This window comes from Streptomyces sp. NPDC014894 (genome assembly GCF_043080985.1).
GTDB lineage: Bacteria > Actinomycetota > Actinomycetes > Streptomycetales > Streptomycetaceae > Streptomyces.
Genome location: NZ_JBIBWD010000001.1, coordinates 489,723 through 502,104, shown reverse-complemented (window position 1 = coordinate 502,104; position 12,382 = coordinate 489,723). Strand labels below are relative to the sequence as shown.

At 74.9% G+C, this 12,382-nt stretch carries 9 protein-coding genes; all 9 read left to right on the top strand.

Going from position 1 to position 12,382, the window contains the following annotated elements:
• Positions 1 to 18: 18 nt before the first annotated feature.
• Positions 19 to 1,374 carry a type VII secretion protein EccE gene (eccE, locus tag ACF089_RS02140; RefSeq protein ID WP_392020575.1) on the top strand — a complete coding sequence of 452 codons (1,356 nt, stop codon included), beginning with the start codon at positions 19 to 21 and terminating at the stop codon, positions 1,372 to 1,374.
• On the top strand, positions 1,374 to 2,084 hold the full coding sequence (locus ACF089_RS02135; protein ID WP_392020572.1) for a hypothetical protein: 711 nt from the start codon (positions 1,374 to 1,376) through the stop codon (positions 2,082 to 2,084). The genes eccE and ACF089_RS02135 overlap by 1 nt, the downstream gene beginning before the upstream one ends.
• A gap of 192 nt (positions 2,085 to 2,276) precedes the next feature.
• On the top strand, positions 2,277 to 2,510 hold the full coding sequence (locus ACF089_RS02130) for a DUF397 domain-containing protein (RefSeq protein ID WP_392020569.1): 234 nt from the start codon (positions 2,277 to 2,279) through the stop codon (positions 2,508 to 2,510).
• A gap of 309 nt (positions 2,511 to 2,819) precedes the next feature.
• Entirely contained in the window at positions 2,820 to 6,428 is a 3,609-nt protein-coding gene (locus tag ACF089_RS02125) for an SCO5717 family growth-regulating ATPase (RefSeq protein WP_392020566.1), read from the top strand.
• 164 nt (positions 6,429 to 6,592) lie between these two features.
• Positions 6,593 to 8,497 (top strand): ABC transporter substrate-binding protein, encoded by a 1,905-nt coding sequence (locus ACF089_RS02120; RefSeq protein ID WP_392020564.1) that lies wholly within the window; start codon positions 6,593 to 6,595, stop codon positions 8,495 to 8,497.
• Between the two features lie 3 nt (positions 8,498 to 8,500).
• Positions 8,501 to 9,493 (top strand): ABC transporter permease, encoded by a 993-nt coding sequence (locus tag ACF089_RS02115; protein WP_392020561.1) that lies wholly within the window; start codon positions 8,501 to 8,503, stop codon positions 9,491 to 9,493.
• On the top strand, positions 9,490 to 10,392 hold the full coding sequence (locus ACF089_RS02110) for an ABC transporter permease (RefSeq protein WP_392020559.1): 903 nt from the start codon (positions 9,490 to 9,492) through the stop codon (positions 10,390 to 10,392). Before ACF089_RS02115 ends, ACF089_RS02110 begins: the two co-directional genes overlap by 4 nt.
• Entirely contained in the window at positions 10,389 to 11,375 is a 987-nt protein-coding gene (locus ACF089_RS02105; RefSeq protein ID WP_392020556.1) for an ABC transporter ATP-binding protein, read from the top strand. Before ACF089_RS02110 ends, ACF089_RS02105 begins: the two co-directional genes overlap by 4 nt.
• On the top strand, positions 11,372 to 12,331 hold the full coding sequence (locus ACF089_RS02100) for an oligopeptide/dipeptide ABC transporter ATP-binding protein (protein ID WP_392020555.1): 960 nt from the start codon (positions 11,372 to 11,374) through the stop codon (positions 12,329 to 12,331). The genes ACF089_RS02105 and ACF089_RS02100 overlap by 4 nt, the downstream gene beginning before the upstream one ends.
• The last annotated feature ends 51 nt before the right edge of the window (positions 12,332 to 12,382 follow it).

The window sequence follows — 12,382 nt, the reverse complement described above, 5'->3', positions numbered from 1 at the left end:
CGAGGGGGCAACGCGGGGATGGGTACGGCGACGCGCGCGCGAAATGGGCGGATTCCCGAACGGCGTCGCGGCGCTCCCCGGAGACAGCGCGGCAGGGGCGACCGGGGCAATAACGTTCCGGCGGCCCAGGGGGCCGCGACCGCCGTCGCCGCGGCCACCGCGCTCCGCCCCCTGTCGCGTACCGGCCGTATCGGTTCGCTCAAGCTGCGCCAGCTGGCGCTGGTGGAGATCGCGCTCGCGCTGGCCCTGATCGGGCTGGTGCTCGACGGCCTCTGGCTGATTCCCACCATGACGGCGGCCGCCGTGCTCGTGCTGCTCGCCTTCGTGCGGCGGCGCGGGCACGCCGTCCAGGACTGGATGGCGACCGCGCTGACGCTGCGGGCGCGCAACCGGGCCGCCGAGCCGCCCCCGGCGGACACCGATCCCTCACTCGCCCCGGTCGCGGAGGGGGTGCCCGGTTTCCGGCCGTTCGCCTATGTCGACCGCAACCGCCGCACGGTGGGCATGCTGGGCGACGGCGCCTTTCTGACGGCGGTGGTGCGGGTCGAGGCGAGCGGCGACGCGCTGCGCCCGGCCTTCGGGGCGCGGGCGCTGCCGCTCTCCGCGCTGGGCGGCGCGCTGACCGTGGACGACATCGTGCTGGAGTCGGTGCAGCTGGTGCAGCAGGTGCGGTCCGCGCCGGCGCCGCATCTGCCGCAGCAGTCCATGGCCCGGCTGTCGTACGCCCCGCTGCAGGAGCGGACGGGCGCTCCGGCGCTGCGGATGACGTGGGTGGCGGTGAAGCTGGATCCGGAGCTGTGCCGGGAGGCGGTCGAGGCGCGCGGCGGCGGGCTGGAGGGGGCGCAGCGCTGTCTGGTGCGGGTCGCGGACCATGTGGCCAGCCGGGTCACGGGCGCGGGTTTCCAGGCGGTCGTGATGGATCAGGAGGAGCTGAACTCCACGGTGGCGACGGCGGCCTGCGCGAGTCCGAGACTGGCGGCGCGGGCGAGCCGGCCGGACGCGGCTCCGCAGCGCAGGACCTCCGAGACCGCGCGGGTCTGGCGCTGCGACGACCGCTGGCACACCTCGTACGCGGTGGGGCGCTGGCCCGATCTGGGGCGCGGCGCGGTGCCGCTGCCCAAGCTGGTGTCGCTGCTGACGGCGGCCCCGGCGTACGCGACGACGTTCAGCCTCACCCTGCGGCGGGGCGCGCATCAGGGGGCGATGGCCGTGGCCGGTCATGTTCGGGTCACCGGTGGTTCGGACACCGAGCTGATCGGGGTGCGCAGGACGCTGGAGCAGGCGGCGCGCGCGGCGAAGGTCGGTCTGGTGCGGCTGGACCGCGAGCAGTTCCCGGGCGCGCTGGCGACGCTGCCGCTGGGCGGTGCCCGGTGATGGGGTCGCGGCTGCGGGCGGCCCGCGGGCTGCGCGGCCCGCGCCATCCGGGGCACAGCATGCCGGCCGCCGATCTGGGCGCGCTGTCGCTGCCGGTCGGGGACGACGGCGTGGTCATCGGCGACGACGCGGAGGGCCGTCCGCTGATGGTGGGGTTCCACCGTTCTTCGCCCTACGACGTCCTGTTGATCGGCGGTCTGTGGACGGCCCAGGTGGTCGCGCTGCGGGCGGCGGGCACGGGGGCGCGGGTGGCGGTGGAGACCGGGCGCGCGGCCGCGTGGACCGGTCTGGCGCAGGCGGCGGGCGCGGGGCTGGACTGCGTCACCCTCCATGACGTGGGGCGGGTGCCGCCGATGGGCGCCACGGTGGGAAGCCCGGTCGTGGTGGTGCGGGACTGCGGTATGCGGCCGCCCCGGGGCCGGGTGGTGTCGTCCCCGTGGCAGTCGGTGCTGACGCTGCTGCCGTATCTGAGCCCGGTCGCGCCCCGGTTGCTGCGGGACTCCACGCTGGTGGGGGTGCAGCGGGTGTCGCCGCAGGAGGCGGAGCAGATCGGCCGGATCCTGGGGCTGTCGCGGGCGGAGAGCGGTGCGCTGCCGACGCTGGCGGACGGGGTGACGCTGTGGTGCTCGGGGAGTGAGCGGCACTGGGTGATGACGAGCGGTACGGACGCGGAGAACGGGCTGCTGGGCTCCGCCCGGAGAATGGACTGACGGTACGGTTCCGCCCGCCGCGCCGAGCCCATTCGTACGCTTGTCTGTTCGTACGCCCGGTCCTGTGGATTACCTCGGATCACGGGGCGTGGTCGGCCTAGACTCCTGAGTGATGTGGACCGGCCGGCCCGGCCGCCCGTCGGGCACGGGCGGGACCGGCGGCGAACCGTATACCGAAAGGGAGCGTGACCGATGGGGAGCGCACAGGAGAAGGACGAGCTGTACGCCCTCGACATCTCGGACGTCGAGTGGCTCAGTGCCCCCGGCACGAGCGAGGACGAGGAGCGGGTCGAGATCGCCCATCTGCCGGGCGGGGCGGTCGCGATGCGGTCGTCGCTGGATCCGGACACCGTGCTGCGGTACACGGAGGCCGAGTGGCGGGCGTTCGTTCTCGGGGCTCGTGACGGGGAGTTCGATCTGCACTGAGTGTGTCCGCGTCGGTGGGGGCGGACGGCGGACGGGAGCGTCTCCGCGGCGAGTCCGGCCCGTCCGCCCGGTCCTCACGCTCCCCGGTGTCCGGTCCACTTGGTGGCGGGGCGTGACGTACGGGACAGTGGCCGTCGGGCATCGGCCCTGCCGGGCCGCCCTTGTTGACGATTAGGCTGGGACGGACAACGGCAGAAGAACCTGCGGGGATGTCCATCGCGTCCCCGGGCGGAGAGCCGGGTCGATCGGAAGACAGCGGTCGCCCCCACCCACGACGCACAAGGGTGCTCGACCACACCAGGAGGCACAGTGAACAGCGATCGGGACGAGATCCGCGGGGGATGGACCCCTCCCGCCGACGAGTCCGACGCGGAGCCCGCCGAGATGACGGGTGAGTTCACCATCGACTACACCCCGCCGGCCTGGTACACGCAGAACGCGTCGGGCGACGCATCGGGCGCGGGCCGGATTCCGCCTCCGCCGCCGCCCAGCGGGGCTCCGCTGGCGACGCCGGGGCTGCCGGCGGGCAGTGGATTCGAGCCTCAGTGGAGCCCGGGGCCTCCCGCCGCCCAGGGCGGTCAGGGCGGTCAGGATCAGGCGCGGGGCTACGACGGTACGGCTCCGCAGGCTCCGGCCGCGCCCTCGCCGCCGGACGCGGCGGCTGCCCTGCCGACGCCTCCGGCACCTCCCGCGCCTCCCGCGCCTTCCGTACCTTCCACGCCTTCCGCTCCCTCCGCGCCCGTCGCCCCGGTCGCGCCCGAGCACGGCGCGCCGGATTCCGCGCCCGCGGCCGCGCCCTACGGGGGCGGGGCCGTGGAGAGCGGGGCGACGATGCGTTTCTCGCCCGCGGCGCTGAAGCGTGAGTTCGCCGCGCTGGACGCCGCCAAGGCGGCGGAGGAGCGCGCGGCCCGGCCGGGTCCGGAGGGCGCGAGTGCCGCCGGTTCGGCCGCCGGGAGTTCCCCCGGCACGGCGGATCACGGTGTTCCGGGTGGATCGGCGGCCCCGGGCGGGGAGTCCGACGGCTCCGGGCGGCTCGCTGCGGAGAGCGCCGCGGCGTCCGCGTCAGCCGCGCCTGTCGCTGTGCCGGGCGAGTCCGGGGGCCGGCCGTTCGCGCCGGGTCCGGGATCCGGTGAACCGCCGCGTGCCGAGGGCCCGTCCGGCCCGGTCTCCGGGGTGGACCGGCGGCGCTCGGCCGACGACGACTGGCCGGGAGCCGGCACCGGCACCGGCGGCGACGCCAACTCCGGCACTGGCACTGGCACTGGCCTCAACGGCGGCGGGCCCGATAGCGCCGCGGAGACCGGCGACCGATCGGGTGCGGGCTCCACCGGCGGGTCAGCCAACGGCACCGACTCCGTTTCCGGCTCCGCGCCGGAGGAGCGGCCCGCGCCGGGGCCGGTCCCCGACGGGTCGTTCGCCTCGGCCGGACCGGCCGAGGGCGGCGAAGCCCCGGCAGACGGGAACGGACCGCCGGAGGGCTTCGGTCCGACCGGGAGCACCCGAACCAGCGGAGTCACTGAGAACGCTGAGAGCACGGAGACCCCCGGGCACACCGGGAGCGGGGCGAGCGACGCCGAGGCCGCCCCGGGCGGCGTGACCGAGGAGTCCGCCGCCGCCCCGCCCACCGCCGCCCCCGCCGTCGCACCCCCGGCGGACGCGCCGCCCGCTCCGGCCCGGCCCTGGTCGCCCGGAGCGTCCGCGCCGGAGGCCGGACTGCCGCCGCTGCCGCCCGCGTTCCAGCCGGCCGCTCCCGCGTCCGCGCCGCAGTGGCCGCTCTCGCCGCAGGGCTCCGACCCGTCGGCCGCTCCCCCGCCGCCGGTTGCGGGGCACGGCGGTGCGCAGCCGATGCCCGCCGCCGCCCAGCCGGGTCCCTTCCCGCAGCACGGCGCGTATCCGCCGGCGCCCCCGGCGGACGGGCCGGTCCCGCCCCAGCAGACCCCGCAGCCCGGGTACGGGTTCCCGCCCCAACAGACCCCACAGCCCGGCTACGGCTTCCCGCCCCAGCAGCAGGCCCCGCAGCCCGGGTACGGGTTCCCGCACCCGCAGACGCCGCAGAGCGCTCCCCCCGGCGGCTACGGCTTCCCGCATCCGCAGCAGCCCCTGCCCGCTCAGCAGCAACAGCGGTCGCCCGCCCAGCCGCTGCCGTCGGCTCCGCTGCCGCCGGCCGTGCCCCGGGCCGACGGACCGCCGCCGCAGGCCGGTTACGGCTATCCGCAGCAGGGACAGCCCGGCGGTCCCGGGGCGGCCGCGCCGCTGCCGCCGCAGCAGTCCCCGGGCCAGGGCGGACCGCCGGCGGACCCGAGGAGCGGGGCCGCCTGGCCGACGCCGGTCACCCACGACCAGCGCGAGCGCTCCGTGCCGGGCGCGCCGCTCGGTTACACCGCGGCGGTCGAGCTGTCCTCCGACCGGCTGCTGCGCAACAACAAGCAGAAGGCCAGGTCCAGCCGGAATCCGAGCGGTGCGTCCCGGTTCAAGCTGGGCGGGCGCAAGGAGGAGGCCGAGCGGCAGCGCAAGCTGGAGCTGATCCGGACGCCGGTGCTCTCCTGCTACCGGATCGCGGTGATCAGCCTCAAGGGCGGGGTCGGCAAGACCACCACGACCACCGCGCTGGGGTCGACGCTGGCGACCGAGCGGCAGGACAAGATCCTGGCGATCGACGCCAACCCGGACGCGGGCACGCTCGGCCGCCGGGTGCGCCGGGAGACCGGGGCGACGATCCGGGACCTGGTGCAGGCGATTCCGTATCTCCACTCGTACATGGACATCCGCCGCTTCACCTCGCAGGCGCCGTCCGGGCTGGAGATCATCGCCAATGACGTGGACCCGGCGGTGTCGACGTCGTTCAACGACGAGGATTACCGGCGGGCCATCGATGTGCTGGGCCGTCAGTATCCGATCATCCTCACCGACTCCGGCACCGGGCTGCTGTACAGCGCGATGCGCGGGGTGCTGGATCTGGCGGATCAGCTGATCATCATCTCGACGCCGTCCGTGGACGGGGCGAGCAGCGCGTCGACGACTCTCGACTGGCTCTCCGCGCACGGGTACGCGGAGTTGGTGCAGCGTTCGGTCACGGTCATCTCCGGAGTGCGCGAGACCGGCAAGATGATCAAGGTGGACGACATCGTGGCGCACTTCCAGACGCGCTGCCGCGGGGTGATCGTGGTCCCGTTCGACGAGCATCTGGCGGCGGGCGCCGAGGTCGATCTCGACATGATGCGGCCGAAGACGCGGGAGGCGTACTTCAATCTGTCCGCGCTGATCGCCGAGGACTTCGTCCGCGCCCAGCAGAAGCAGGGGCTGTGGACCGCGGACGGCAATCCGCCGCCGACCATGCCGCCGCCGATGCCGGGCCATCAGCAGGCCCAGGGGCCCGGACAGCCCTCCGTCCCCGGCGGACCTCCCGTCCCCGGCGGACCTCCGATGGTGCCGGGGCAGCAGACGGCCCAGGGGCAGCCGGGGCAGCAGGGGCCGCCCCCGCAGTTCGGGCAGCCCCAGCAGCACGGGCAGCCGATGGTCCCCGGGCAGGCGCCGCCTCCGCATCAGCAGCAGCCGGGGTACGGACAGCCGTCGCCGTATCCGCCGCAGCAGCACTATCCGCCGCAGCAGGGTCACGGCGAGCAGCAGCCGTACCCCCCGCAGGGCGGGCAGCCGTACCCCGGACAGGGCGGGCAGCCCGGCCAGAGCGGGCAGCCCTATCCGCCGCAGCAGTACGCCGGACCGCAGCAGCCGCCGCAGCCCCCGCAGGCGTATCCGCCGCAGGGCTGGGCGCAGCAGCAGCAGCCGGGGCAGCCGCCGGAGCAGGGCGGCCCTCAGCCGCAGGGCCGGGCGGGTGGTCCTGAGGAGACCGATCCGCGGGAGGGGCCGCCGTCCGCGGAGTGGCCGCCGCGGCAGCCGTCGCGGCCTCCTGGGCAGTAGGGCGGCGCTCCCCGGGCGTCCCGAGGGGCCCGTATCGCTTCGGCGGTGCGGGCCCTCGGCCGTCCCGGCGGCCCACACGCCGTTTCCGGGACCGTTGACGCGGCCTGACGCCGCTGGTAGACCTCGCAGCACCGGCCCGTGAGTGACGAGGCGAGGTCACCGTCATGGTCACAGTGCTCCCTTTATCCCGTACCCGGGCGCGTCCCGCGTGGCGCGCGCTCGCCGCGGTGTCGGCCCTGGTGCTCGCGCTGACCTCGGCCGCGCTCCCGGAGGCCGCCCCGGAGCGGACCGGGGCCGGAGGCGGTGTGAGCACGAGCGAGAGCACGGGACAGGACAAGGGCAAGAGCGAGGGCGAGAGCGAGGGCCGCAGGGTCCTCACCGTCGCCGTGTCGCAGAGCGTGGACTCGCTCAGCCCCTTCCTGGCCCAGCGGCTGGTGTCCACCACCGTCCACCGCCTGGCCTACGAGTATCTGACGAACTACGACCCCGGGGACGGACGGCCGATCCCGGGACTGGCCACCTCGTGGAAGGCCGATCCGTCCAAGCTGACCTGGACGTACACCATCCGGGAGAACTCCCGGTGGTCCGACGGCCGCCCGGCGACGGCGCACGACGCGGCCTGGACGTTCCGCACGATGATGACCGACGAGAAGGCGGCCACCGCGAACGGCGGCTTCACCGCCAACTTCCGCGAGGTCACCGCGCCGGACGCCCGAACGCTCGTCGTCAGGCTGAAGAAGCCGCAGGCCAATATGGTCGCGCTCGATGTCCCGATCGTGCCCCGGCACATCTGGGAGCGGGTCGGCGACCTCTCCGCCTTCAACAACGACCGGCGGTTCCCCATCGTCGGCAACGGCCCCTTCGTCATCACCGGCTTCGAGGTCGACCAGTACATCCGGCTCAAGCCCAACAAGGGCTTCTGGCGGGGCGCGCCCCGGTTCGACGAGCTGCTGCTCAAGTTCTACAAGGACGGCGACGCGGCGGTCGCCGCGCTGCGCAAGGGCGAGGTGTCCTTCGTCCAGGGCCTGGTCCCGGCCCAGGCGGCCGCGCTGCGCCGGACCGAGAACATCAAGGTGAACGACGCCCCGGGCCGCCGCTTCCTCGCCCTCGCCGTCAATCCGGGCGCGCGCTCCCGGGACGGGAGGACCTTCGGCACCGGACACCCCGCGCTGCGCGATCCGGCCGTGCGCCGGGCGCTCTTCCACGCGGTCGACCGCCGGGAGATCGTGGAGGGTCTCTTCCAGGGCCACGCCGCCGAGGGCGCGGGCTACATCCCGCCGCGCTTCGGCGCGTACTTCTGGCGGCCCGGCGCCCGGCAGGAGATCGCCCACGATCCGCGGCGGGCGGCCGCCCTGCTGGACCGGGCGGGGTACCGGCGACAGGGCGACGGCGTGCGGACCGGCGCGGACGGCAGACCGCTCGTGCTGCGGCTGCTCTGTCACGCCACCGATCCGCACGACGCGCACATCGGCAGATACCTCTACGAGGTGTGGCGCGAGCTGGGCGTGGAGACCCGGATGGACTGCCGGGACAATGTCTCCGATCCCTGGCTGAAGGGCGACTACGACCTCGCCTTCGACGGCTGGTCGGTCAATCCCGACCCGGATTTCGTCCTCTCGATCCACACCTGCGCCGCGCTTCCGGCCACCCCGAAGGACACCGGCTCCACCGACAACTTCATCTGCGACCGGCGCTTCGACGAGCTGTACGCGCGGCAGATCGCCGAATACGACCCGGTGCGCCGGGCCGGCCTGGTGAAACAGATGCAGTCGAGGCTGTACGACACCGGTCTGATGAATGTGCTCGCGTATCCGAACGCGGTCGAGGCGTATCGGACCGACCACATCGCGTCGATCACGACCATGCCGCGGGACGGGGGCAATCTGTGGGGCCAGGACGGTTACTGGAGCTGGTGGTCCGCCGAGCCCGCCGACGGCCACGGCCGGGGCGGGAACACCGCGTCGGCGGCCGAGGTGGTCGGCGGCATCGGGGTGCTCCTGGCCCTGGCCGCCGTCCTCGCCGGGCTGGGCGCGCTGCGCCGCCGGGCCACCGCGGACGAGCGTGAGTAGCCGATGAGCGGCTCCTCCGCGCGCTCCTACGTCCTCTACTCCGCGGGCCGGCTGGGCGGGGCGGCGGTCTCCCTTCTCGCCGTCCTCGTCACCGGCTTCTTCCTCTTCCGGATCGTGCCCGGGGACCCGGTGAAGGCGCTGACCCGGGGCACTCCGACCACGGCGGGGCAGCTGGCGGAGCTGCGCCGGCAGTTCGGGCTCGACCAGCCGCTGTGGCAGCAGTTCACCGACTACTGCGCCAAGGCGCTGACGGGCGATCTCGGCGTCTCGTACCAGTTCCGCGCCCCCGTCGCGGAGCTGATCGCCGAGAAGGCTCCGGCGACCCTGCTGCTGACCGGGGTGGCGGTGGTGGTGTATTCGGCGATCGGGCTGCGGCTGGGCGCCCGTACCGCCTGGCGGCACGGCGGGCTCGGCGACCGGCTGCACACCGGGGTCGCGCTGACGCTGTGGTCGGTGCCGTCGTTCTGGCTGGGGCTGCTGCTGATCATCGTCTTCTCGGTGGGGGCGGGCCCGGTCCCCGGTCTCTTCCCCACCGGCGGCATGGCCACGGGCGACGAGAGCGGACTGGCGCACGCCGTCGACGTGGCGCACCATCTGGTGCTGCCGGTGGTCACCCTGGTCGCGGTGGGCTACGCGCAGACGCTGCTGGTGATGCGTTCGTCGCTGCTGGACGAGATGGGCGGCGACTATCTGACGACCGCGCGGGCCAAGGGTCTGCGGGACTCCGCCGTACGACGCCGCCATGCCGTGCCCAACGCGCTGCTGCCGACGGTGACGATGGTGTTCATCAATCTCGGCCATGTGGCGGCCGGGTCGATCCTGGTGGAGACGGTGTTCTCCTGGCCCGGGGTCGGCGGGCTGTTCTACCAGGCGCTGAGCGTGCCCGATCTGCCGTTGGTGCAGGGGCTGTTCATGGTCTTCGCCGGGGCGATGATCCTGATGAACCTGCTCGCCGAGCTGATCCTTCCCCTGCTCGATCCCCGGGTGGCCCGATGACGGACTCCGCGATCCCCCGTTCCCCGGCCCCGGCGCACCGCCGTGCCGCGGCCCTCCGCTTCTGGCGCGCGTACCGGACGCGCCGGGCGGGGCTGTTCGGTCTCGGGACGCTGGTCCTGATCGTCGCCGTCGCGTTCGCCGCCCCGCTGCTGGTGGAGGGGGACGTACGGCGGGTGACGAACGCTCCGGGCGAGCCGCTGGAGCCGCCGAGCGCCGCGTTCTGGCTGGGGACGGACCAGTACGGCCGGCCGCTGCTGGGCCTGCTGGTCCAGGGGGCGCGGATCTCGCTGACCGTGGGGCTGCTGGCGGCGGCGATGTCGGTGGCGATCGGCACGGTGGTGGGGATCGCCGCCGGGCACTTCGGCGGCTGGTCCGGCACGCTGCTGATGCGGGTCACGGACTGGTTCCTGGTGATGCCGACGCTGGTGCTGGCGATCGTGCTGGCGACCGTGATGTCCCGGAGCGTCTGGACGGTGATCATCGCGATCGGGGTGACCAGCTGGCCGACGACGGCCCGGCTGGTGCGGGCGCAGACCGTGGCGATCGAGGCCCGCCCGTACATCGAGCGCGCGAGGGCGCTCGGCGGCGGGCACCGGCACATCATGCGCCGCCATGTGCTGCCGAATGTGATGCCGCTGGTGCTGGCGCAGACCACGCTCGGGATCTCGGCGGCGATCCTGACCGAGGCCACGCTCGCCTTCCTCGGCCTCGGCGATCCGATGACGGTCTCCTGGGGCGGCATGCTCCAGCAGGCCCGGGAGGCGGGAGCGGTCTCCTCCGGCCACTGGTGGTATCTGGCCCCGCCCGGACTGGCGATCGCCGCGGTGGCGCTGGCCTTCACCCTCTGCGGACGGGCGGTCGAGACGGTGCTCGACCCGAGGCTGGGGGTGGGGCGGTGAGCCTGCTGGAGATCAGGGACCTGCGGGTGACCTACGGCTCCGGGGCGGCGGCGGTGCCCGCCGTGCGCGGGGTCGGTCTGTCGCTGGCCGCCGGGCGGAAGCTGGGGATCGCCGGGGAGTCGGGGTGCGGGAAGTCGACGCTCGCGCTCGCGCTGCTGCGGCTGCTGCCCGCCTCCGCCCGGCTGAGCGGGGAGATCCTCCTCGACGGCGAGGACGTGCTCACCATGCGGTGGGGCCGGCTGCGGGCGGTGCGCTGGGCCGGGGCGTCGATCGTCTTCCAGGGCGCGATGCACTCCCTGAACGCGGTGCGGCGGATCGGCGACCAGATCGCCGAACCGATCCTGCTGCACAGCGGGGCGACCCCGGGGGCGGCCAGGAGCCGGGTCGGCGAGCTGCTGGCCCAGGTCGGGCTGCCGGACGGGCGCGCCGACGCCTATCCGCACGAGCTGTCCGGCGGCCAGCGCCAGCGGGTGATGATCGCGATGGCGCTGGCCTGCGATCCCCGGCTGATCGTCGCGGACGAGCCGACGACCGCGCTGGATGTGATGATCCAGGCGCAGATCCTGCGGCTCATCGGGGGGCTGGTCGCCGAACGGGACCTCGGACTGCTGATGATCAGCCATGATCTGGCGGTGCTGGCGGACGTCTGCGACCGGCTGGCCGTGATGTACGCGGGGCGGGTGGTGGAGGAGGGGCCGGCCCGGGATGTGTACGCGGCCGGGCTCCACCCCTACGGACAAGCGCTGTCGGCGGCCTTCCCCCGGGTCGGCGACCCCGGCTCGCGGCGCGCGCCGCGCGGTCTGCCGGGCGATCCGCCCGATCCCGCCGCGCTGCCGCCGGGGTGCGCGTTCCATCCGCGCTGCCCGGTCGCGGTGCCGGTGTGCGCCCGGGAGGAGCAGGAGCTGACGGGGGACGGCCACCGGGCCGCGTGTGTGCGCCCGGGGCCCTCCCGCCCGTCCGGACCGCCCGGGAGGCCGTCATGACCGCCGCTCCCCTGCTGTACGCCACGGGTCTGGAGGTCGTCTTCCCCGGCCGGCGCGGCGCGCCGCCCGCGCGGGCCGTGGACGGGGTCGATCTGACCGTCGGCGCGGGCGAGATCGTGGCGCTGGTCGGCGAGTCCGGCTGCGGCAAGTCCACCCTGGCCCGCGCGCTGCTCGGACTGGTGCGGCCCACGGCGGGCGAGGTCGGCTTCGGCGGCCGGCCGCTCGGCCGCACCGCGCGCGCCCTCAAGGCGTACCGCCGCCGTGCGCAGCTGGTGCTCCAGGACCCGAGCGGCGCGCTCAACCCGCGTCACACGGTGTACGAGGCGGTCGCGGAGGGGCCGCGGATCCACGGCGGGGCTCGGGACGAGGGCGCGGCGGTCGCGGAGGCGCTGGCCCGGGCGGGTCTGCGGCCGCCCGAGCGCTTCTTCGCCCGGTATCCGTACGAGCTGTCGGGCGGTCAGCGCCAGCGGGTGGTGATCGCGGGGGCGCTGGCGCTGGAGCCCGAACTCCTCGTCGCGGACGAGCCGGTGGCCTCGCTGGACGCCTCCGTCCGCGGCGAGATCCTCGCGCTGCTGCTGCGGCTGCGGGACGAACTGGGGCTGTCCGCGCTGGTGGTGACGCACGATCTGGGGCTGGCGTGGAACATCGCGGACCGGGTGGCGGTGATGTATCTGGGCCGGATCGTGGAGTGCGGCCCGGCGGAGCAGGTGCTCACCGCGCCCCGGCACCCGTACACCCGGGCGCTGTTGTCGGTGCTCCCGGAGTCCGCGTCCCCCGCGGTCGTCCTCACCGGCGAGCCCCCCGATCCCTCCCGGATCCCCGGCGGCTGCCGCTTCCACGCCCGCTGCCAGATCCTGGCCTCCGGCGACGCGGACCGCGCCGGGGTGGCGGGGCGCTGCCGCTCCGAGGACCCGATCGTGCTGAGGGGTACGGGGGCGGCCTGCCACTGGGCGTGAGCGCGGACGGGGGTACGGGGCCCGGGACCGGCGCGCTGACGGCCGGGGCCG

Bases quoted from the DNA above. Each gene is read 5' to 3' on its own strand.
- eccE (WP_392020575.1), top strand. From the start codon at position 19: ATGGGTACGGCGACGCGCGCGCGAAATGGGCGGATTCCCGAACGGCGT.
- ACF089_RS02135 (WP_392020572.1), top strand. From the start codon at position 1,374: ATGGGGTCGCGGCTGCGGGCGGCCCGCGGGCTGCGCGGCCCGCGCCAT.
- ACF089_RS02130 (WP_392020569.1), top strand. From the start codon at position 2,277: ATGGGGAGCGCACAGGAGAAGGACGAGCTGTACGCCCTCGACATCTCG.
- ACF089_RS02120 (WP_392020564.1), top strand. From the start codon at position 6,593: ATGGTCACAGTGCTCCCTTTATCCCGTACCCGGGCGCGTCCCGCGTGG.
- ACF089_RS02115 (WP_392020561.1), top strand. From the start codon at position 8,501: ATGAGCGGCTCCTCCGCGCGCTCCTACGTCCTCTACTCCGCGGGCCGG.
- ACF089_RS02110 (WP_392020559.1), top strand. From the start codon at position 9,490: ATGACGGACTCCGCGATCCCCCGTTCCCCGGCCCCGGCGCACCGCCGT.
- ACF089_RS02100 (WP_392020555.1), top strand. From the start codon at position 11,372: ATGACCGCCGCTCCCCTGCTGTACGCCACGGGTCTGGAGGTCGTCTTC.